Genomic DNA, 21,928 nt, shown 5'->3' with positions numbered 1-21,928 from the left:
ATCGGCAATGGCAGCTAATGGCCCCGGCTTATCCAACATCCTGTTGAGTAGAGCTGGAAGCCAATCTAGCCCGTCTTATTCGTCAGAGGGCGCCTGAGAGGCTGGCGAGCGTGGTGTAAAGCGCTGATGAAGCGTAGGATTCGGTTGCGAAGCCAACCCCATCACCTTCCACCGCGAACGCCACGCCCGCCATGACCGATGATACGAGTCTACCCTTCTCGTTTCCAGCCGTTCACGCCAAGAAAGTCACAGCTGCCTTCGATGGCGGTCGGCTGACCTCGAACGGGGGCGTGATGCTTCTTGCGATGGCCGAGCGACGTCTCGGTTTGGCCAACAATTTGGCCCGGGTGTTCCCGGATCGGCGCGATCCGACGCGGGTCGTGCACAGCCTTGTCGATATGTTTCGCGCTCGCATGTTCGCGATCTGCTGCGGCTACGAGGACGCCGATGACCTCGATCATCTGCGGTCCGATCCCGCATTCAAGCTGGCCTGTGGACGGCTACCAGACAGCGGTCGCGATCTGTGTTCCCAACCGACGCTGTCGCGGCTGGAGAATGCTCCCCGCCTGCGCGACGTGATCCGACTGACCTACACTTTGGTCGACGCATGGATGGATAGCTACCCGCGCGAGCCTGCATCCGTCACGCTCGACATCGATGATACCTGCGATGTCGTCCACGGCCATCAGCAGCTCTCGCTGTTCAACGCTCATTATGACGAACGCTGCTTCCTGCCGATCCACGTCTACGACACGGAGAAGAGCCGGCCCGTGGCGGTCGTGCTGCGGCCCGGCAAGACGCCGGGCGGCGTCGAGGTGCGTGCCCATCTGCGCCGCCTGGTGCGGCACATCCGCACGCGATGGCACAAGACGCGAATTACGTTCCGTGGCGACGGGCACTATGCTCGGCCGGAGGCGATGACGTGGTGCGAGAACAACGGCATCGACTACATCTTCGGTCTGTCCGGTACCAGGCCGCTCGCCAGAAAAGTCGACGAGGTCGCCGACGATATCCGCACCCGACGCGCCATCGAGAACCTAGCTGTTCTGCGCGGCTATACCGAGACGCGCCACAAGGCAAAGTCCTGGGATCGCGAACGGCGCACCGTCGCCCGTATTGAGGCGACGATGCTCGGCCTCGACATCCGCTTCGTCGTCACCAGCCTCGATGTCGGCTCGGCCGAGTGGATCTACGACAGCCTGTATTGCGCGCGCGGCCAAGCCGAGAATCTGATCAAGCTGCATAAGACACAGCTCGCCTCCGATCGCACCAGCTGCCGTTCGGCGCTCGCCAATCAAGTCCGCCTCGTTCTCCACACCGCCGCTTATTGGCTGATGCTGACCGTGCGCGACGCGATTCCCAAAGCCCGGGAATTGGCCACAGCCGAGTTCGCGACGCTGCGTCTTCGTCTCTTGAAACTCGCTGCCCGTGTCGTCGAGACCACGAGCCGCATTCGCCTTGCGTTTGCCGCGGCATGTCCCGAAGCCGACCTGATCCGCGGCTTGCCAAGCGCGCTGCTGCCGCTCGGTCCTTGACCGGCGGGGCGTCCGCCCCCCGTTCGCCCAACCTACACCTCAAGCGCGTTGCAAAGTACCGGTCGTCAGGCGGTGAAAAGCCGAAGGCAATCCCGCGCGCCTCGTCAGAGCAGATGTGCGGCCACATCAATCGGACTAAAAAAACGCACTCTCACGAATAGGACGGGCTAGCTACGCTTCGCATTGTCCGCACAGCGCTATCCAGTTTGAAGCAGACCCGGCATGGCCGCCGCCCAGTCCTGCGGCGTCCCGCCTCGAATGTGCGCGATGTGTCCACCATGTACCGGACCGCGCCTGGGGCCAGTCACCCCTCCCCTGGCTTGGCGTCGAAGGGCTTTCTTGGCGCCGCAAGACGGCGACAGCGCCACCCCCGCGGAGTTATCACCATTTATCCTCGCCGCTGGTGCTGCCGGGAACGTGCTCCCATTTCACCTCCTTGTAGGTGAACGACCAGTCTTCCATGTTCTGAAAGAAGTTGTTCTGCGGATTGATCGTCAGCGGCACATAAGACTTGCCTTCGACTAACGTCGCGTTCTTCCAGCTTATCTTGAAAAAGTTCTGCGGCTGCGGCATACCCCCAGGGTCGGTACGGTAGAACTCGCAAACCAGCTCTTCGAGCACCTCGTTAGTGGCCAGCGCCTGCCATAGCAGCGGCGAGGCTCGATCGAAGAACTTCGTGAAGATCACCGGCTGGTGGTTGCGAGCGCCCGTGGCGACACCGCTCGTGGCATCGCGAGGAACGATGATGCTGCTGTTGAAGGCGACAACGGTGATCTTCCCCTGCTTATCCGAGTCACCCTTGGCGACCTGCCCGACGCTGTCCGGCTTGGAGGCATCCTTGGAGATGTCGCCCTGCTTCTTTCCCTTGATTTTCAAGTAGGCTTCAAGTGACACTTTCGGCTCCTATTGTCTGACATACGCCGGCACACACCGGCACGATGGATATCGCAACATTTGTGCCAACGGCCGTGGGCATCCGATGCCTAATATTGCGAGCCTTCCCGGCACAGCACTACGCGGTTTTCCAGACACCGACACCATCAAGCGACGACGTCGTCACGATCGTGACAGCGATCTGTCACGGCGCAACGGAGCCAACCCGTTCCAACTGACACTCGACATCGAGAAATGCACGCGTGGCGACGTCGAGAACAGCCTGCCCCGTCACACGGTAGCCCATGCCGTTATCGACAACGGCATTGCCCTGCAGTGCGTAAACGAGCACCGTGCAAGGACCGCGCTGTTCCTGCTCGAAACAGGGCGTAGACAATTTGAGGCGCACTTCTCGTCCGTCACGAAGCCGTTGCGACCAAATGCCATCCGCCGACGGCGGCGGTATGTTGATCGATGCGCTCGGCGAGATGGCCGCGCGTGCCGTATTGGCGACCGCTTCCAATAGCGGGTCGATCTCGTGTGTCGCTGGACACCAGAGGGTCATGATGCGCCATGAGGACAAGAAATCACGAAGATCCGTCGAACATCTCGATCGAGGCGCCAGATTGCGACTTGAGGCGATTGAACGTGTGCGTATCCGATGTCACTCCTCCCTTCATATCGGGGTTGTGGACGGCCCCGATCACGACTGGTCGGTCAATGTCGCCGTTCAAGTAACCAACTAGGACTTCCGTGCCTGGCACCAACGGACAATGCAAGCCGGTTTGATTCGGACCTACATAAGGTTCGAGCTTGCGCACGTAGTCGCTACCACGGCCCTCGGCCGGTTCGTCGGCGAATGCAAACCGCAGCATGTAGCGGCCCTGATCGTCTATCTCGGCCCGTCCGTTCCAAACTTCTCCATCGACTGTGGCGGTGTGGAGGCCGACGCCCACAGGCACAGGCGTCATCGCAACCGGTCGATAGGGCACGTCCGAGCGGATGCAATGGACCATGTTCCCGTAGGCTCGTCCATCCTGCCCAGATCCACCGAATCCGCGCGGCGCCGGGCGATAGGCCGAGTGATCCGCGGCGATGACGAGATATTCACCGTCAAAGCGCGGATGGCCCTCCAGTTCGAAAATGGCGCCAGCGCGCAGCTCCGGTGCGTCGCTGTGGGCGATGTACATTGTCTGGCCGGCGCAGATCTGCTCGGCGCGGATCCGGGCCAGCGCCGTCGCTTCTGCGTCGTTCGCAAAATTCCCGCCGAAGCGCGAGGCTTTGCCCAAGAAACCGCTGCCTTGCCCGACCTGCTTAGCGCCGGACATGACGGAAGGTACCGTTTCGTTATAATCGCGGAGTGCGATTGTCTCTGTCGAGAGAACCCGGCGCTGCCGGAACGACAGAACAGCGGCTTCGTCGACGCCTCGCGGTCGCTTGCGCTGGCGCGCATAAAGAAGCGTCGACTTGGCGCCGAACTTGACTTTGGGGAAAGCCAGATTGTTGTCGCCGAAGACGACGGTTTCACCGTCGTCTTCTTGCTTGAAGAAATAGAAGATTCCGTTCCGTTCGCAAAGGCGGGAAATGAACGTCAAATCGCTTTCATTGTATTGCACAACATAATTTCGCTTGCGATAGCGATCAATATTGTATTCGCTGGGGATGCTGATGCTCACCTTGCTCAACTGCAGTTTGATGATGTCATCGACGCCCATGGGTTGGCCGGGACCATAAATGCGGCTCGCAACTGAGAGCTCCGCGACAGCAAAACGCGGTCGCAGGACAAACTGGAGCACCCGCAGGTCAGTCCCCGTAGGGTCGAGTTCCTCTATTTGGGCGCAGAGGCCCGAGGCAAGCCATCGCCCGCATGCGGTTTTGACAGACAGCTTGGCGCGCTCACCTATCAAAGAGCCGGTATCGACATCGCTCGATGTCGTGGCGTAAATGACGTAGCTGAACGGCAGAGAAATGCACTCGGTGCCCTCGAAGCCTTGGACGTCGAGCTCCATGCCGGGCTTGCTGCGAATCTCTAAGTCAATACTGAGATTGGAGTCGTTGGTCATCGGCGCACCAAATCAAACTGCGGCTGTGCTAACAACGCTTGTCACAGCGCCGCGGATCGAGGGATCGCTTGGGAGCCGAGGCACGATCGCGGCGGTTTAGGACCTGAAGCGGAACCGGCCATTTGGCTGGCGAGATGGTAGGCGGCCGGCCCGATGTCGTTTTTTCGCTGCCGTGCATAAGGTATGGCGATCGGCCAGCGGCGCCGTGATGCACGTCCCAGCCGCGCATCTAGCGCCCTTGATTTATGAGTTCATCGCTCTCTCCAATACTCCGAGCGCAAGCTAGATCTCACGTCAAGCCGTGCCCAACAACGCGGATCGACAGCCGGCTGTTCCATTCGATTGCCCGCGGCGCTAGCGTTTGCCGCCTCTTTCACGCCATTGTAGTGAAGCCGGTCGACTAGCCCATGCCTGTTGTGTGCGCCCTCAGGTACGGTGAAAGCTACGTTGGGTTTCGTTTTCAAGTTCAAGGGAAAGAGAACGTCGTTCATCTTGCGTTTCGTGTACTCAGCCAATCAGTGTCGCTGCATCTCATCAATAGCAACAGCTGTGCCAACGGCATCTCCCCTATGGAGCTGCTGATTTGGTTCTGAGAAGCTGCGGTATGCCACATAAGTGTTGTCAACCTAACAGCATCGGCGCCCTAACAGCAGCGGCGCGACTGTCGGACACTGGACAAGGGTCAAGTTGGTCGGCGTTTGACACGAGATCTTTTCGCTGCATCCCATAATTTGTCGCTCGAGAAGGTTAGCCATTTGACGCTCCAGATTCGCGTGTTTCACTCGCTGGCAATCTATCGATACAATTTGAATTGCGGCGCTTCGGGCGCATTCTGGCGGAGAGAAGAGATGTCTCTTGAGTTGCCAATGAGCGCTCAAAATGATGGCCCGTCAATGCGACAGAGGCATGCGCTGACCGCGCCATCGGTAGAACCATCGCGGGCGGGCAAGGCGCTGGACGAACTCACCGACGGTTTCGATACGGTCGCGGCGGTTGAGGGCAAGGCCCGAAGCGAGCACCCGCCATTGCGCCGCCGAAACAGTCGGCGGCGGCGCCGGTCCGAGATTCGCCTTAAGTGCCTCGTCGGCTGGCAGCCGCGCATACGGGTGGGTGCCGGTGAGGGCCAGGTAGGCGACCACCGCGAGAGAAAAGACATCATCGCTTTCCGCCCATGGCTCACCTCTCAGCATCTGTGGCGACGCATAAGCCGGCGTCAACAGTCCAATCTGATCGAGCAGTGCCGTGGACCTGTCGTGTTGCGGCGAAACGTCGAGCATGAGGGCTGTCCCAAAGTCCAAAATTTTGACTTCGCCCGTCGAAGTCATGAAGATGTTTCCCGGCTTAAGGTCACCATGGACGATACCAAGGCTGTGCATGTGGGCGAGGCCTTGCCCGGCGGCGCGGACAATATGAAAAGACACAGAGGGGGACAGCGGCTGCCCCTGACGATCGGCCAGGATGTGCGCTAGCGCGCGGCCCTTTAAGAGCTCCATGACCAGGTAATGATACTTGCCGTCGTAGTCGGAATCGTAGATTCGCACCAAATTCCGGTGCACACAGTCACGCAGAAGACGCGCCTCGCGGTGCAGCAACTGCACTAATTTCTGGCGCATCATCGCATTTGGTTGGATGACCTTCACTGCCACTTCGGGATTTTGTTCACGCGCCCACAGGCCGATCCGATCGATCGCACGATAGACGGTGCTGGTGCCGCCCTCGCCAATGATCTCCACCAGGTCGAAACGACCGCCGAGCACATATCCCAAGGGCGCTGTACTCACAAATGCAGCCTCATCCCTCGCCGTCACAGCTCGACCTCCAACTATCCACTGAGCTCCTGATGCAGCTCGAGGCGGTTGCGGCGCACAAGGAACGTATCCCGCAACTCAGTCGCCGCCACCAAGCGAAGGCGTACGACGTCCACGCCGAGCGTTCGCGCCAGGGTATCACCAGCGATATTTGCTTGTCTCTTCGCGAAAGAAAACGAGAACTCTCACAGCGTTGCTGTCACAGGTGATCCGGACATCGGAACGAACGAAGGACACTCAAGTTGAATGGATTGCGTACACTTTCCGCCCGTAGTTCATAGGTCACGTCGGGCCGGTCCGGTCCGCCGATCGTGATCGTGAAGCGGTCGGGAGCCCCACGCGAGGAGGCTCGCGACGCATCGACGAGACGGAACAGAGCCCATGGGCCTGAGTGCTCAATCTTCGTTTCAGTTCCATCAACTGAGGCAAGCGTGACGGAGGCCGTGCTTGCATCGGTTCGGCTCGGCCATTCAAGGTCGTAGGCACGGGGCGCCTCGTGACGATAGACGATCTCCTTGCCATCCAAGACAAAAGTCGCGCGCAGCAGTTTGGAGGCGAGATAGACGGGCTTGATGCTGAACTTCACGGCCGGCGCGGAGGCCGAACCGCTAAAGAATGCCTTGCGGATCTCTCGCGCGCGCTGAAATTGAGCCATGGCATCCGCATGGATCGGCGCCGCCGCACCGTCGATGGTCGCCAGCCCAAAGCCGGTTCTGCGCTCGATGACGAATGGCGACAGGTACTTCTGAAAAAACTCATCAAGGATGCCGCCGGGGCGAAAGAGATCGCTGAAGTCCTTTAGTGTTACGTCCTCGGTCGCGGCCGCAAACAATGGATAACGCTGGTAGGCGGCTGCCTGGCAAACCGGCGCCACTTCCCGCGTCCACACAGCACTGACATGACCGTGGGCCTGTTGAAGCAAGACGCTCCATGTCGAGAGAGCGATGTCGTTCATGATGGAACGGACCAACTCGGGTCGCAGCGCCGAGTCGGCGCGCACGGTACCGAAGGCATCGTTGCTCGGATCCTTGACACGCCGCTGAAAGAGCTGAAATGCGGCTTGGCCAGGATCCGGTGCAGTTGCGATGTTGGCCATCGTTGCATACAGGCCGCCGAAAAGATCGCGGATACGATCCATGCTGGCAGCTTGTCCCGAAGCTCTGCCTGTGCCCAGTTGGACCAGAGGCTGGAAGGCTTCGGTAATCCGCGTTCCCGGCCAGGGAGCGTCGCCGAATGCCGCCGAGAACACGGCGACCGTTGTCTCACCCGCCTTGGCCGCAGCCTGCTCTCCGGGCGGCGGCAGGTTCGTATTGTCTCGTACGATGGAAATGATCTGCTGCAGTGCGCTTTCCGGTCCGGCCAGCCCGCGCAGGATCGCCGAGGCGCGCTGCATATCGTCGAACTTGACGACGCGGACGCGGCTCAGCGCGCTTGTCCATATGCGAATATAATCGGCAACATAGCGATCGATGACCTTGCGCACGACCTGTTGTGTATCCGCCGTGTCGAATGAGCTGCCGGCAAGGATCCAGTCGCCGCTTTGCTCGTCTTGGACGATGAGTGGAAGGTGTGGTAGCAGGAAATCGATCAAACCATCCCGTGTGAAGATGCCGGGGATAATCGCCGTACCGCCCGAAGAAGGTAGCTCCTGATGGCCAATGGTGGGGTGAACAGCCTGAGGCTTTACCTCCAGCTGGCCGGCCCCCAGCAGACTAACCAGGTCGATTGGCCGAAGCCGCGTGCTTTGAGCGGCTTCGCGTAAAAGCCGGGCGTAGACCTGCTCGACGAAGGGACGTTCCATCAACCGCAAGCCGACCGCTATCACGAAGTTCCGGTCGCTGGTGATGGGCTTCGGCAGCAACTCGAGGAGGCGTGAAAAATGTTCCAGCAGTTCGCCCGCTGATGTCGTCTCGAGTGCAAGCGCAAGCGCCACTTCACTGCGCACAGCCTGTTCGACTTTGCCGCGATCGAAATGCGTCGGATCACTGAGCATCAAATACGTGCGGAACGCATCCTTGGCTTGGTCCAGCAGAGTATCATTGCCAGTACGCGATAGCGCGTCGATGCGAGCCGCAAGCCTTCCAGCAAAAACCGGCAGCAGGCGGTCGACCAGAATTTGGTCATAAGCTTGTTGCGCGGCTGGCGCGAGCACCGGGGTCGCCGAAATCCCGAGCCCACCGAGCCACGCGTACCAAGTGTTCTCGCCGGCTGCCAGACGCAGCCGGCGCGCGGCATTGAGGGTCGGCAGAAGCTTTATCAGGTCGAGCGGTTCGCGTGCTTCTTTGATGCGAACTTGCATTGTCTGTACCGCCGTGTTGGTTTCAGTGATACGCATTTCGCTGCGGGCAAAGGCGTCGTACCACAGAGTCAACGCGGCCACCGCCAGCATAACGGCCGCGAGATAGCCCGCACAGTGCACCAGCGCGAGCTTACGTTCGAGTTTGAAATTGCGACCGACCAGTCCTTGCTCAGCGAAGATCACGTCGGTCAGCAACTGACTGATGAAGAATGCCTTTCCCGGCCCGATGGACGGCGTGGGCGGGACCGGGTGCAGACCGAAATGGCTTCGGATCGCACCGCTAATCCGCTCAATCGGCATTCCTTCCTGGGCAGCGCTTGTAAAGTAGATCCCGCGCAGCATCGGTCGCACTTCGAAGCGGCTCGGCCGGAAGACTTCGCTAACGAAGCCGACGACTGCGGTCCGGATGCTCCGCAATTCCTTCGGGAATGCATACATCAGTGCACGACGAGTGGGATTACGTTCGTCATGCATGCGAAACGCCAAGTTGGTCTCGAGGCGCTCGGCAAGTTCCTGGATCTCAAGGGTTACGACGTCGTCGATGTGATCGCCTGGTCCCTCGAGAGGAAAGGTCTTGCCCCAGACCTGGGCGCGGCCCTCATGGTCGAGATCGTCAAAATATTCAGCGAAGCCGGTCACGAGGTCACACTTGGTTACCAGAACATAGACCGGAATGCTCATGCCAAACGTCTTCAGTAGCTCCTGTATCCGCGAACGAATCGACTGGGAGCGCCAGCGCCTGTTATCATCGCCCAGTAAGAGATCGGACAAGCTGATCGCAAGCAGGATGCCGTTGATCGGCCGCCGGCGTCGATGCATCGTGAGAAGATTGAGAAAGCCGTGCCAGGCAACACGATCGACCTCGCTATCCGTATCCTGCGTCGTGTAACGGCTTGCCGTGTCGATAAAGACTGCTTTTTCGGTAAACCACCAGTCGCAGTTTCGCGTGCCGCCGACGCCCGCCACCGGGTCGACGCCGAGCCGCTCAGTCAGCGGGAACTCGAGGCCCGAGTTGCGCAGGATCGTCGTCTTGCCGGCGTCCGGTGGGCCAATGATGATGTACCAGGGCAGCTCGAACAGATAGCTTGGTCCGCGCTTACCGGCGAACACTGTATCGCGCAGGACCTTCAGCGCGTCCTCGAAGCGTCTGCGGATCAGTTCGACCTCCTCACGGCCGCGATCTTTCGAGGTCGTGATGAGGCCTTCGCTCTCCATCAGCGATTTGATGACACGCCGGTTCGCACGGCGTGCCAGCCAGTAGCGGACAAGGATGACGACGACCAGCGCCGAGAAGAGGCAGGCGATTGTGGCAACGCGAACAGCCGCCGAATCGAACGGGCGCTGACCGAACAGGTCAAGGTAAGGCCCGCCGAACCAGATCAACGCGTCGACTGTCAACAAGGCGATCAGCGTGATGATGCCCCGAGCCGACAAGAGTGCCGCCAATTGAGTGCCAAACACTCGCACCTCCCTTCAGTGTGGCCCAGAGTGCCCGATCACACTGAGCTGCTGCTCGACCGGCACGAGTTCGCCCGATAGGCGCCAATGGAAGAAACTGTAGCCGATCAGCGCCATAATGGTGGCAGCGGCAAAGATGATCCACAACGGCACGTAGCGACGCACGCCCGTGCGTACCCTGATGCCGCGCCATTGGCCCGATAGCGCGGCGGGTGGCGCACTCGTATGTTCCCGCAAGAGGCGCTGAACGTCGGAGCGCAGGTCTTCAAGCTGGTCGCGCCCCCCGTCGACTACGCGATATTTACCCTCGAACCCGAGCAACAGGCAGATGTTGATGAGCTTAAGCAACGCGAGGTATTTGGCCGGCTTTGCCTGGACGCGCTCGAGTATCTGAAAGACCTTCTCGCCTCCCCAGGTCTCATTATGGAACTGGTTGAGCAAGCTGTTGTCACTCCAGGCGCTTTCGCTGCCCCAGCGCGTGGTCATCACCGCCTCGTCGAGCAGCGCGCACATCACGTAACGGCCGGCCCGTACATCGCCGCCGTCCGCTTGATCGTTGGCGGCACGCTCCTCAAAACGACGGACTTGCTCGACAATTCCGCGACGCAGCGCACCAATATCGGCATTGTTGACGACGCGAAGCTGGGCGACGACCAAAAGGAGCGGTGTCGCGGCTGCAACCAAGACGTCCTCCACTGCCTTTGGCTCGAAGAGACTTTGCACAATGATCTCGGTATGGTTGGCTGCGCCTACTTCGTCGGATTCAGAGACAGGCGACGGCGTGTAAGTGCCGGTCGGGGCGGCGAGGTTCGGAGGAACACAAGCGGGCGATTGCGCCCGCTGCGTGTTACGGGTCGGACCGACTGGCCTGCGTCCAATAACTGTCGGTTCATTCATGTTTTTCGCGCCCGTCACGCACGTTTTCCACGGATGGCCCAGAATTCGAGATGGAGATCCGAGTAGTCACCGCTGACGTGGAAAGCAAAGGCCGCCGAGCGCGGCAGGGTGCGCCACAGCTCCGCCGCCTGGTCCAGCTCGAAATAGACGGCATTCTGGATGTAGGGCAACTCGCGCGGCGCCACGGCCAGCGCGCGAACCGGAACACCCGGGAGCTGAAGATTGACGAGGTCGCGAATCTGCTCGACCGAGCCTACTTTCATCTGCGCCGGAAGCTGGTTGCGCAACGTCTCGGTCGGTACGCTTCCGACAGCAACGAGAACGAACCGGGAGTCCTGGAACAAGGTGCGATCGATGATCAGGCCGGTTAGGATGCCGTAGCCTCGATCCTGCAACGGTAGCGATATTGCGGCGCTCTGCATCACGACAGACAGCAGCTTTCGCAAGATATCAGCCAACGGCGTGAAGCAACTCTCGAGATCCTCATGCCGATAGGGGGGCATCTCCTGCGGTTTACGGCGGTCGCCAACGAAACTCGACAGCCGCCCTGCAAGGCCAAGCAATGCGCGGAAGACGGTTTCAGGGTGATGTCCGCATGTTGCTGCGAAGTGGTCGAACACGGCTTCTGCGTCGTTCACGATCGACAACGTGACAAGATCAATCAGTCCCGCTCCGTCTGCCGTCGCGCGCGAGGGATCCGCGCGGGCAGCAAGCGCCTCTGCGCGTGTCCGCAGCACCGATCTGACCTCGTTCAACAGCGCGATTACCGGTTGGACTGCGTGAATATCGATCGCCGGCGGAACGTAGGTGTTGGATAAAGTGATCGCGCCGGCCGGATCGATATCACGGATGCGGCCAATAGGCAGCGTGATCAGATCAACCTCCTCCTCTCCGTCGAACATAAGATGTGTTGTTAGCGACGCAACCCTTATATCGACCGGAGCTTTTTCCGGTGCGCTTGGATTCCGGACCTGCAAGACCTCATGATCGTGGCGGTGCGCAAGTGCATCCCCGGAACAGACGTCGCTGCCGGCCTGTCGGCGCGTGCCTACTGCGATCTTGACCAGCAAGTTTTTCGCAGCCGGCGGAGGAATTCGTCCGATCGGAGGGCGGACATGCTCCGGCACACGAAGGGCGGTGCCGTCGGGCATAATGGCTTCAAGTTCGGTAAGCGCGAGTTGGCCGAGCGCCAGAAGATCACGATCAAAGGCAAGTTTTCGAATGCCCCAGCCGTAGCCGACCAGACCAGCCACGCGGTTCTCGACCAGTTGCTCGATCCATCGGTCGTATTGCTGAAAGTGCTGTGGCCGCACCAACATACCTTCAGACCAGATCGGTTTGCTTGTCGCAGACACTATTCAGGCGCCTCTTCGCTGAGTTTTCGAAAGGTGCATCTGCCCGGCGACCGTTGCGATCACGACGGACTGGTCAGAAGATTTTCCACCAATTTCGACTCTCCTCCTTCTCAATGCTGACGGCCTGCGCCGTCAGTTTGACCCAGATCCTATTGTCACGATCGGGCTTGATTTCGGCAGCTGAGCGCCATTGCGCATCGTTGCCCGAGCGGAAGCCGGCGATCACGCCGACATTCTGCGTTTCGATCGGCGTGTTGCGCTCGAAATCGACCTTGTCGCCTGGCGTCAACTCGACCTCACGCTTAGCCACGAGATCCGGCCCGAGGCGTTTGGCGTCATCGTCGAACAGCTCGAAAAACTGCGCTTGCGCGAAGTTGGCTGTCGACTTCAGCTCATAGATACGGACCACTACCGGCGACGGCTTGCCGCGCGCGTTTGGGTTGACGAGCTCATCGGCCTCGATCACGAATTTGATTGGCGTCGTCTTCGAGCTCTTGTCGGTCGAACAATTGCTGACTGCGGCGGTCACCAGCAATGCGCCGCCAACGACGGCCAACCGCTGGCGTGTGTTCGGCGACACCATTACGCCGTCTTCTCTGCATTCTGGCCAGGCGAGGAGAATTGCGACTCGTAGCTTCGGGTAAACTCTTCCGCGATATAGGAGCGAGCCGTTCGATCGATGTCACCAACCATCGATGCGTGCAGTTCCACAAATCGGTCCCACAATTTGGCCTTGTTGATGCGGGCGCCGAAACGCCCGCTATTTGCACCGTCGCTCTCGATACGCTGGGGACTCATATGCGTCAGCACATTGCTGACCGCCCCCTTCATCGCCGCTATGGCCGCGACCTCATGCGCCTTGATGTCGTCGAAGCCTGCGCGCACCGACCGGGAGAGCAGCTGGAAACCGTGATCCTTTGCGAGCGCCTCGCGCAGGGCATGACGGCTCTTCATGAACCGTAACTCATTGTCGTTCCCAGCGCGTACTCGCGTCGACTCGATCTGGCACTCATGTTTGACCATGGCCCACGCTGCCAGTATCGAATGCAGGCCGTTTGCCATCTCGGTGATCGCGCGGCCGAGTTCGGCAAAGAACTCTCGACGCTGCGCAGGTGGCACAAGGTCCGGATTGAACCCGAGCGCGGTCCAGAACGCCTGTAGTTCGTCTGCGTCCGATGGAGAGGCTGCAGGCGACGGCGGAGCGCTGCTGGCTGTCGCCGTGCTCATTTCGGGGGTGCCGTCCGTTCGTTGCACAGGAGCCTCCTTCGGGCTCGCCAACTGATCAAGTTCGCGCTCATCGGGCCGGGGTGACAAAGTGCCAGGATCAGGTAATTTCCCGAGATCAGTCGTCGGGGCAGGAGCGAGCGGCTTGCCCACGACCTGGAGCACTTCGTTGGATCCGGCGAAGCGCGCATTTGTTCGCTGCGATGGCATCCCGCGCGAGGCCACTGCCGGCAACAAATCGCTCAGATCCAGGTCCTCGGGAATGATTGGCACAGGATAGCCATTTGACGGTGCACCACCGCCGTTCGAGAATGCTGAGGGCGGCGGCTGCGGTGGCTCGGCAGATGGCGCGTCGACCGACGGCAGCGGAATTGATCCGATGTTTCCCGATTGCGCGTGCGAAGATGGCATCTGCGTCATGGCAGTGCTCGACAGTCGCCTCAGAAGGTCCTCTAATCTCGGATCGACAGCGCCGATGCCGTCGCTGAGCGGCTCGTCCGCAAGCACGGACGGCGTACGAGGTGCCTGCGGCTCCCATTGTGCAGCTGAATAGAAGGCATGGCGCGAGCAACTCCCGATTAGCGGATCGAGAGGAAGATTCGCATCGTCGTCTAACGGTCCGGAAGTCGGAGAAGCTGCAGTTGCTGACTCTTCGGCGAATGAAGGCGACAGTAACGTTATACGGTCAAGACGCACCGCCTTCGAGCCTGTCAAGCCGAGCCGTTGACGTTCCTCGGCAGGATCGTTCTCGATCATCACGGAGATGATGTAATTTGCCATGTATAGTGTATCGCCATCGGCTAACGGCGCGGTATTGCCGCGTCCCAGCGGTGCGTCCACGGTGTTGATGTAGACGCCGTTGGTGCTTGTATCGGTTATCGTGAAACCGATGCCATTGAATGAGATCAGTGCGTGGTGTCCTGACAGCGTGTTGGTTGGATCTGGAAGCCGCCAGTTACACCCGCGCCCACGTCCGACGGAGCCGCCATCCGGCCCGAATGCCTGTCTTGCGTTGTGGCCCAAGAGGTCGGCGTTCTCTCCGAGGACTCCGAGTATGAGATGCATCCCACACCTTCAGGTTTGCTGGTCCTCACAGGAGAGGCAGCCGGGCGTCCCAAAGGAATCGCCGATGGCGGCAGCATTGTTGCCTGCTCCGCGGCATTGTTCTGAGGACGTTCGACTGGCTCACGCGTCGATTGCGTACGAAGAAAAGGAAGGTCGCTTCGTGCGCCCGGTTACATTGGAAGACGCGCTGTCTCTCTCTCTGGAGTAAAGCACTCTGGCTCAAGCAAAGGAGCGCATAGGTCGTCTTTCGCATCTACGTCCACTCAGCCAATCAACGTTGCTAAATCTCAATAGCAACGGTCGTGCCAATGATCATCACCAACTTAAGCCATTGATTAGGCATCAAAAGGTGCGGTTCGGACGACGGCAAGCGTTCTCGAACTGACAGAGGCTTGTGCAGCTGTCAGACACCGGACAAAGGTCGACCGGGTTGAGCCCTGAGATGGAGTTTTTTTGGCTTCAACCCGGCCAGTGTCGTCGGGCCCATGCTTAAAAAAACCAGTGAACGCCACTTCCACCGCACCGAAACTGTTGCTGGTTGACCGGCCCGAGAGGTCGTGTCCCCAGTGATGGCTTTGCGGTGGTCATCGGCAGTTCTCCGGTAGGATCGGGTTGCGACACGCCAACGCAACCGAGGAATCACCGATGACCGACGATATGATGAACCTGCGCACGCTCGTGGAGAAGACCCCCGATGCCGATCTGTTGCGCGAGATGATCGGCTTTGCCGCCCCAGCGGCTGATGGAGCTGGAAGTCGAGGGCCACACCGGGCGGCCTACGGCGAGAAGAACCCCGAGCGTCTGGCGCAGCGCAATGGCTACCGCGACCGGATCTGGAGACCCGCGCCGGCGCGGTCGAACTGCGCATCCCCAAGCTGCGCAAGGTCCTACTTCCCAGGCTTCCTGGAGCCGCGCCGGATGGCCGAGAAGGCGCTCACCGCCGTGGTGCAGGAGGCCTACGTACAGGGCGTCTCGACCCGTTCGGTAGACGACCTACTAGGAGCTTGTCTGGATAGTCGCTGTTCAAATCTGGTCGGGTCTGATTCAACATTGGGCGATGAGCAAGTATTTTCGGCCTTGGAACATCGATCAGACGCTGCTTCTGCCGCCGAATGTGCAGGACTTCGTGCCGAAAGGCCATGTCTCGCGGTTTATGGTTGATCTGGTGCGGGAGAGCCTCGATCTCAGGGAGATCATGGGCAGCTATGTGAGCGGGCTTGGGCAGCCGCCGTTTGATCCGCGGATGATGGTGGCGCTGCTGCTGCATAGCTATGCGAGTGGGCTGTATTCGTCGCGTCGGATTGCCAAGGCCTGCCGGGAGCGGAACGATTTTGTGATGATCGTGGCGCTGGATGCGCCGGATTTTCGGACGATCAGCGACTTTCGCAAGCGACATTTGAAGGCGCTCGGCGCGCTAGTCGTGCAGGTTCTGAAGTTGTGGGAGACGGCCGGGCTGGTCAAGCTCGGTCATGTCGCGCTGGATGGTACGAAGATCAAGGCGAACGCGTCGAAACACAAGGCGATGAGTTATGAGCGCATGAAGAAGCGCGAGGCGGAATTGAAGGCCGAGGTCGCTCGCATGCTGGCGGCCGCCGAGGCGGCGGATGCCTCGGAGGATGAGACTTTCGGCAACAGCGACGAACTGCCGGACTGGACCGTCGACAAGCAGAAACGGCTGGCGAAGATCCAGCAAGCGATGGCGGCGCTGGAAGCGGACGCCAAACTGGCGGCGGAGGAAGAGCGCCGCATCGAGGCCGAAAAGGAACAGCAGCGCCAGGCCGAAGGCCGCAAGAAGCCGGGCAAACCGGCGGCGCTGCCATCGGAGGAACCCAATCCCAAGGCGCAACGCAACTTCACCGATCCGGAAAGCCGCATCATGAAGTCGAAGGATGGCTTCGTTCAGGCCTATAATGCCCAGGCGGCCGTCGATGCACATGCCCAGATCATTGTCGCGCAAGAACTGACCCAGCACGGCAGCGATCAGGGCCAGTTGGTGCCCCTGATCGAGGCCATCGAGAGCAATCTTGGCCGCAAGCCGCGGCAGGCCTCAGCGGATTCCGGCTACTGCAGCGAAGCCAATCTCGAAGCGCTCGACACACGCAGCATCGATGGCTATGTCGCGCCCGGACGCGCCAAGCACCCGACAGTAGCGAACGGAAAGGTCGGCGGCCCGCTGACACAGGTCATGCGAAAGAAGCCGACGATGGCGGCTTCGAAACACCCTACCGATTGCGAAAGCAAGTGGTGGAGCCGGTGTTCGGACAGATCAAACAGGCAAGAGGCTTCCGCCAGTTCCTGTTGCGGGGCATCGAGAAAGTGCGCGCCGAGTGGACAATGATCTGCACCGTCCATAACCTCCTCAAGCTGTTCAACCTCGCAAACGCAGCCTGAGCCTGCTACTCTACAACAAATGCCCGTCACGAAAACATATCTGGACGGGCTCCTAGTGCAGGCAATGGGGATGAGCGGCATCTCCAAGAGCCAAGTGAGCCGGCTGTGCGGCGAGATCGACGACAAAGTGAAGGCGTTCCTCGCCCACCCGATCGAGGGCGACTGGCCGTATCTGTGGATCGACGCCACCTATGTGAAGGTGCGCCAGAATGGCCGCATCGTCTCGGTCGCGGTGATTGTCGCGGTCAGCGTCAACAGCGACGGCCGGCGCGAGGTTCTCGGCATGGATATCGGTCCCTCCGAGGCCGAGACGTTCTAGACGGCGTCCCTGCGCAAACTTGCCCGCCGCGGCTTGCGCGGCCTCAAGCTCGTCGTCTCCGACGCCCACGAGGGCATCAAGGCCACCGTCGCCAAGGTGCTCAACGCCGGCTGGCAACGGTGCCGCGTCCACTTCATGCGCAACGCGTTGGCGCACGCCGGCAAGAGCGGGCGGCGCCTCGTCTCCGCCTTCATCGCCACCGCCTTTGCCCAGGACGATGCCGAGACCGCCCAAGCGCAGTGGGCGCAAGGTCGCTGATCAACTCCGCCCCAAGTTGCCGCGTCGGAACGGTGCCACCTGAAGCGTCCGCCCAAAAAGCGGATGCCACGGATACGCAATCTTCGCGCTTCGAAGACTGTATGCAGAATGTCGAGTGTTGGGCTCGCTTCGCACGGAACACCACCGCCACGCCCTTCATCGGGTCATGGCCCAGCGTCTCCTTCGCCAGCAGCGCCAAGCCCTCTGCACCCTTCCTGAAGTCCACAGGTTGCGTCGCCACGTAGATCATGAGGCTCGCGGGCATCGTCAGCATGAACGTGTCCGTCGGAGCGCAATGAACACATCACTCAACGCAGCAAGGCCAGGCGCCCCGCGCACCTCCACGCGCGCGCCCTGGAACTCAACCGTCACAATGGCTGCTTCCGGCGATCCGGAGGGCTCTGCGGCCGCAGGCAACACTGATTCCGACACCACCGGCACGAACGACAGCGTGTCCGCCGACGCCGGCAATACCAACTGGCCCAAACGCGCCCGGCGCCGCCAGTCATGCACCTGCTGGGGCCGGCAGCCATGGCGACGCGCGACATCTGTGACAACCGCCCCCGGTTCGAGGCTTTCCGCCGCAATCCGTGCCTTCAAATCATCCGGCCAGCGCTTGCGAACTGCGCCAGCGAACACTTCAATACGCGGTGAAAACGGTCGTCTTATGTCGTCAGAATGGTCGTCCATTGTGAGCACCCTTCCAGAAGATGACTCTTCTAACAGTGCTCTCAAGACTCTGCACAAGCAATCAGACGGGCCTCGGCGCTACGCTTACCTTCCGTCTGCCCGTTCCACGCATCACTCGCACTTGGGCACAGGCGCGGATATGACGCGGGTTACCCTCGGGAAGAGCCGGGTGCGGGAAAGCCGCCTGCCCGGATCTGTGAGGGCAAAGCCAAATGGCCGAGCTACTCGACCACGATCGGCCCGAGACTAAAGGCCGAATTTACCCAAGACGTTCGGCATGATTTTCAACGTCTGGCTGAAGACTAGGTTAGCTTAGGCGCCACCACGTCTGCGGTGGAACGTCGATCTCGCGCCCGATGAATTTCATCGACGTAGCTCCTGCGCAAAGTCTACTATCTGACAGAGCCTCGAAACTGCCCGTCGTCAGATTGGGGGCCGTGCCGCAGATGTCGGTCTTGGCCAGATTCGTCCCGAGGCAAGAGAAACACCCCATCGAGCGGCTTCTGATTCAGGCTCAAATTGTCCACTCCAACGAGTGCCACCTGCCTCAACATCGGAGCATGCGCGAGTAACGCGAAGACATCACAATAGAACAGAGCTTCCAGTTCGTTTTGGCGGATCGATCCATGTAGTCCAGCCCAATTCTCCTTCACCTAGCGTCCATTCCGGCGTCTGCCCAGGCGCTAACTCCAGTAGCAGATCCCATGCCAAAGGCTCGCGCAGAATAACGTTAATCAGACGGGAAAGGATGGCGTGGGTCGCGCAACTGGGCAGCAGCGACCGAAACTGCTGCTGGTTGACCGGACCGAGGCAAAGCCGGAATTTGCCCACGACGTCCGGCATGGTTTCGCCAGCAAGGGTGTCAACGCCAAGTTGAAGACCAGACTGGCCAAGGTTCCACCGCGCCTCCCCTGGAATGTCGATCTCGCGCCAAATGAATTCCTCGACCCGAGCCGGGATATTCAGATGGCTGGAAATCACGCCAGCCACCAGCCGCCCTGACCGGCAGCACAATGCAAGGACGCCGGCATGAGGCAGCAGCCGCGCCCGCAACTCACGTTCCTTGGCTGTGTGTTCCCCAGGCATGAGCCCAAAGAGCGCACCAACCAGCACCGAGATCGCGTCGGTCGCGCCCTCCTCGAACCGCAAATGGTGACGGTAGTACCGCCAGATCGGCAGCAGCAGGCTAATCAGACGGTGATTGAAAAAATCAAAGAAATCGTCGAGCAACCCGATGCCGTCCGCGTGCATGACCCGTTCGGTGTAGAAGGGCGGCAGCGGCGAAGAGGGGCCGTGCAGCCCGAGGAAATTGACGTCTACCTCGACGCGCTCGCCGGCGGCCTTGACCCGCCTAACTTCCGCGATCTCTTCGGCAGGAAAGCCAAGCGTCGGTGATGCGCGAAAGCGCACCGCGTCGCGCGCGGGATCGTCGGTGGACCCAATCGGGGGAGCGTCACTGAAGCGCCGCTCGAGGAGCGCTGCAAGCGAAAAGAACCCGCAAGCCGAAAGCTCATCGCCTTGATCAGGCGCGGTCAGAGCGGGCTGATCGATCCAATTCTCGCTGGCCATGTGTAGTGTGCGTTGCTTTCCGTGCCGCGGACCGAAAACCGGTGCAGCATATTGATGCCGGCGAAGGTCGCGAAGAAGGCATCGAGCACTGAACCCAACAGGAACAATTCGCCCTCACCGCCGATCTTGCTGTCGATCACAGCTAATTCGATGTTTCGCATTCGGATCGGGGCGCCGTGCATCACGTGATCGGTGTCTGTGGTCACGAACTGGTCGAGGCCTTCTAGCAACAACTCCAGGCGGCGCTGCGCCTGAATGTCGTAGACCGCGCGGAACTCGTAGCTGGCAAGGACCGTCCGCAGCGTATCGATATTGACCATCGCACCATAATTGCGCGCCAGATTGGCTGTTAGCCGCCGCAACAAACCATCATTGACCGGCGGCGGTACTTCTGCCGCGACCGCCGTGATATTGGAGAAGGTTACCGAGCGAGGCGTATCAGAGGTCGGCAGATCCACGCTACCAACTGCCAACCGGTCGGCAATGGGTCCGTTGGAGCAGGTCAATTGCAGGGATGCGACGTCGATCGGCGGATGCTGACCGATGTCAAGCCGGTCGACGAAACTCACATAGTGATCGACGCCACGGCCAACCACCGCCGGCCGGATACGCTCACGGAAGTAGGCTCGGTTGCGCTCGGCGCCGGGCAGATCGTGGCCCAACAAGTCGAATGGCTCGAACTCGATGCGTTCCGGGCGGCCTTGCACGTAGCCGGTCACGCGATCAACGGAACGGATGGAGAAGTTAGGCCCTCCAGAAGCACGCACGCGGTATTCGGTTGCGGTCCGCTTCAGGCGGATCGGCGAGGCCTCATGGCTGAAGACATTGATTGCCGGTGTGCAGTTCAAGCAAATCTGGCCCTTGCCCACGCGCAACTGCGCGGGGAACGGACGTCGAAACTCGAAAGTGAGCCTACATTCGGTCTCCGTGTGGGCCGCGAGCGGCTCGAGACCAGACAGTTCGACATAGAGAAATTTCGACGGATAGCTCAGATACTCCTGAATGATCCGAAATCCTGAGAAAGCGTTGCGCGGCCACGGCAAAACCGCCTCGTCATCGCTGAAGCCGACTCGCGCGATCTGTGCTGAATCGATTGCGGCGACTTCTCGATCCGCCACGATGACAGTTCCCTGCGAGACGTGACGGCACAGCCAGGCCAACAGGCAGCGCCCCACTTCCGGCTCTCGCTCGGTCGAGAAGAAGAGGCGGAGCCGACCATTCTTGAGACATGACAGGTTTTGCTGACCGGTTGCTTTGATACCCAAGGTTAGCCGGGCCGAACTCGACCAGTTCTCGAGCTGGACATTAATGATCTCCAGTGGCAGCACGTCAATGGAGTAGCAGGTGACGAACGTGCAGTTCGTTCCTTCAATCGGCCGCGAGCGGACGCTCGTGCCGGCCGGCACGTTCAAGCTCGCGGCGCTCGCCGATGATCTCAAGGCAAAGGCCAGAGTTGTAATGGGCGGCAGAGCTTGAAGATATTGCGGCCATACCATCCGCAACAGGCCGTGGACAAATTCGGGAAATTCGTCATCGAGCTTCTGACGCAGCCGTGCAACAAGGAAGGCGAAGCCTTCGAGCAACCGTTCGACATCGGGATCGGTGGCATCGCGTCCAAGAAAGGGCGCAAGCTTCGGATTTGCCAAAGCGAAATCATTGCCGAGCTCACGCAAATAGGACAGCTCGTCCTCGTAATAGGGATTAAGGGCCACCGCCGCGTCAGCCCCTTACCCGAACGTGCTTCTCGAAGATCGCCTCGAAGGAGATCGGCTCCATTTGGTCGTTATGATCGAGCGTCGCGTTGACGTGAAAGCTCAGCTGCAGCGGATTATCGGGATCGGCATGAAAGCGGATCGAAACATTGTTCAAGCGCGGCTCAAACGTCTCGATCTGGTGCTTGAGCGAATACGCGAGCGCGCCCACCGCGTCGGCTCCCTGCCCGACGGCCTCGTTGAGGTCGGGCATGCCAAAGTCCGGCCGCGTTTCACAACAGCCCTGGCGCGAGTTCAGAACTCGATGTAAGTTTGCCAGCACACTTGCACGGAAACGACCGAACGACCCCTGATTGGTCTCCGTTCCGTCCTCCAAGCGCTCCATAAGGCTGCGGTCGAACATCAACTATCA

General features: G+C 60.3%; 15 protein-coding genes and 3 pseudogenes. 4 read left to right on the top strand and 14 right to left on the bottom strand.

Features of this window, described 5'->3' with window-relative positions:
- The first annotated feature begins 191 nt into the window (after positions 1-191).
- Positions 192-1,535: an IS1380 family transposase gene (locus ACVIGA_RS43245; protein WP_456666119.1), complete on the top strand. Its 1,344-nt coding sequence runs from the start codon at positions 192-194 to the stop codon at positions 1,533-1,535.
- Positions 1,536-1,916: 381 nt separating this feature from the next.
- On the opposite strand, the gene ACVIGA_RS43240 is transcribed toward ACVIGA_RS43245, so the two are convergent.
- The 9 genes from ACVIGA_RS43240 to tagH all read right to left on the bottom strand — a co-directional run bounded on the left by ACVIGA_RS43240 (position 1,917) and on the right by tagH (position 14,577).
- Positions 1,917-2,429 (bottom strand): Hcp family type VI secretion system effector, encoded by a 513-nt coding sequence (locus ACVIGA_RS43240; RefSeq protein WP_166217379.1) that lies wholly within the window; start codon positions 2,427-2,429, stop codon positions 1,917-1,919.
- 184 nt (positions 2,430-2,613) lie between these two features.
- Positions 2,614-2,931: a hypothetical protein gene (locus tag ACVIGA_RS43235; RefSeq protein WP_208074026.1), complete on the bottom strand. Its 318-nt coding sequence runs from the start codon at positions 2,929-2,931 to the stop codon at positions 2,614-2,616.
- A gap of 64 nt (positions 2,932-2,995) precedes the next feature.
- A complete protein-coding gene (locus ACVIGA_RS43230; protein WP_456671072.1) occupies positions 2,996-4,471 on the bottom strand; it encodes a type VI secretion system Vgr family protein in 1,476 nt (491 codons plus the stop codon).
- Positions 4,472-5,361: 890 nt separating this feature from the next.
- Complete coding sequence (locus ACVIGA_RS43225) at positions 5,362-6,228, bottom strand: serine/threonine-protein kinase (protein WP_225049199.1); 867 nt, start codon at positions 6,226-6,228, stop codon at positions 5,362-5,364.
- A gap of 250 nt (positions 6,229-6,478) precedes the next feature.
- Positions 6,479-10,039, bottom strand: a complete 3,561-nt coding sequence (gene tssM, locus ACVIGA_RS43220) for a type VI secretion system membrane subunit TssM (RefSeq protein ID WP_456671071.1) — start codon at positions 10,037-10,039, stop codon at positions 6,479-6,481.
- Positions 10,040-10,051: 12 nt separating this feature from the next.
- Positions 10,052-10,951 (bottom strand): type IVB secretion system protein IcmH/DotU, encoded by a 900-nt coding sequence (gene icmH / locus ACVIGA_RS43215; protein ID WP_166217395.1) that lies wholly within the window; start codon positions 10,949-10,951, stop codon positions 10,052-10,054.
- The gene (gene tssK / locus ACVIGA_RS43210) at positions 10,948-12,288 is read right to left on the bottom strand and encodes a type VI secretion system baseplate subunit TssK (RefSeq protein WP_208074021.1); all 1,341 of its coding nucleotides are present in this window, start codon (positions 12,286-12,288) and stop codon (positions 10,948-10,950) included. Before tssK ends, icmH begins: the two co-directional genes overlap by 4 nt.
- 73 nt (positions 12,289-12,361) lie before the next feature.
- Complete coding sequence (gene tssJ, locus ACVIGA_RS43205; protein ID WP_456671096.1) at positions 12,362-12,817, bottom strand: type VI secretion system lipoprotein TssJ; 456 nt, start codon at positions 12,815-12,817, stop codon at positions 12,362-12,364.
- A 53-nt stretch (positions 12,818-12,870) separates the two neighbouring features.
- Positions 12,871-14,577 carry a type VI secretion system-associated FHA domain protein TagH gene (gene tagH, locus ACVIGA_RS43200; RefSeq protein WP_456671070.1) on the bottom strand — a complete coding sequence of 569 codons (1,707 nt, stop codon included), beginning with the start codon at positions 14,575-14,577 and terminating at the stop codon, positions 12,871-12,873.
- A 645-nt stretch (positions 14,578-15,222) separates the two neighbouring features.
- Between tagH and ACVIGA_RS43195 the strand changes: the two genes are divergently transcribed.
- The 3 genes and pseudogenes from ACVIGA_RS43195 to ACVIGA_RS43185 all read left to right on the top strand — a co-directional run.
- Positions 15,223-15,738, top strand: a complete 516-nt coding sequence (locus ACVIGA_RS43195) for a transposase (protein ID WP_456671069.1) — start codon at positions 15,223-15,225, stop codon at positions 15,736-15,738.
- Positions 15,635-16,968, top strand: a pseudogene (locus tag ACVIGA_RS43190) (IS1182 family transposase). The gene ACVIGA_RS43195 and the pseudogene ACVIGA_RS43190 overlap by 104 nt, the downstream one beginning before the upstream one ends.
- Before the next feature lie 52 nt (positions 16,969-17,020).
- Positions 17,021-17,570: pseudogene (locus ACVIGA_RS43185) on the top strand (IS256 family transposase); the annotation flags it as partial.
- Positions 17,571-17,720: 150 nt separating this feature from the next.
- On the opposite strand, the pseudogene ACVIGA_RS43180 reads toward ACVIGA_RS43185, so the two are convergent.
- The 5 genes and pseudogenes from ACVIGA_RS43180 to tssE form a co-directional block, all read right to left on the bottom strand.
- Positions 17,721-17,795, bottom strand: a pseudogene (locus ACVIGA_RS43180) (hypothetical protein); the annotation flags it as partial.
- 17 nt (positions 17,796-17,812) lie between these two features.
- Positions 17,813-18,235: an IS66-like element accessory protein TnpA gene (tnpA, locus tag ACVIGA_RS43175; protein ID WP_456671068.1), complete on the bottom strand. Its 423-nt coding sequence runs from the start codon at positions 18,233-18,235 to the stop codon at positions 17,813-17,815.
- Positions 18,236-18,817: 582 nt separating this feature from the next.
- Positions 18,818-19,804 (bottom strand): type VI secretion system baseplate subunit TssG, encoded by a 987-nt coding sequence (gene tssG / locus ACVIGA_RS43170; protein ID WP_456671067.1) that lies wholly within the window; start codon positions 19,802-19,804, stop codon positions 18,818-18,820.
- Positions 19,768-21,516, bottom strand: coding sequence for a type VI secretion system baseplate subunit TssF (tssF, locus tag ACVIGA_RS43165; protein WP_166217452.1), 1,749 nt, complete (start codon positions 21,514-21,516; stop codon positions 19,768-19,770). The genes tssG and tssF overlap by 37 nt, the downstream gene beginning before the upstream one ends.
- A 7-nt stretch (positions 21,517-21,523) precedes the next feature.
- On the bottom strand, positions 21,524-21,919 hold the full coding sequence (gene tssE, locus ACVIGA_RS43160; RefSeq protein ID WP_166217457.1) for a type VI secretion system baseplate subunit TssE: 396 nt from the start codon (positions 21,917-21,919) through the stop codon (positions 21,524-21,526).
- Positions 21,920-21,928: the final 9 nt, after the last annotated feature.

The organism is Bradyrhizobium sp. USDA 3240, from assembly GCF_054063295.1.
Note: the sequence above shows the minus strand (reverse complement) of the source record. Positions and strands in the feature narration are given on the sequence as shown.

What these genes read in the sequence shown, in the direction of transcription:
- tssG (WP_456671067.1), bottom strand. Translation starts at nt 19,804, where the DNA reads ATGGCCAGCGAGAATTGGATCGATCAGCCCGCTCTGACCGCGCCTGAT.
- ACVIGA_RS43230 (WP_456671072.1), bottom strand. Translation starts at nt 4,471, where the DNA reads ATGACCAACGACTCCAATCTCAGTATTGACTTAGAGATTCGCAGCAAG.
- ACVIGA_RS43195 (WP_456671069.1), top strand. Translation starts at nt 15,223, where the DNA reads ATGACCGACGATATGATGAACCTGCGCACGCTCGTGGAGAAGACCCCC.
- ACVIGA_RS43245 (WP_456666119.1), top strand. Translation starts at nt 192, where the DNA reads ATGACCGATGATACGAGTCTACCCTTCTCGTTTCCAGCCGTTCACGCC.
- tagH (WP_456671070.1), bottom strand. Translation starts at nt 14,577, where the DNA reads ATGCATCTCATACTCGGAGTCCTCGGAGAGAACGCCGACCTCTTGGGC.
- tssE (WP_166217457.1), bottom strand. Translation starts at nt 21,919, where the DNA reads ATGTTCGACCGCAGCCTTATGGAGCGCTTGGAGGACGGAACGGAGACC.
- tnpA (WP_456671068.1), bottom strand. Translation starts at nt 18,235, where the DNA reads ATGGACGACCATTCTGACGACATAAGACGACCGTTTTCACCGCGTATT.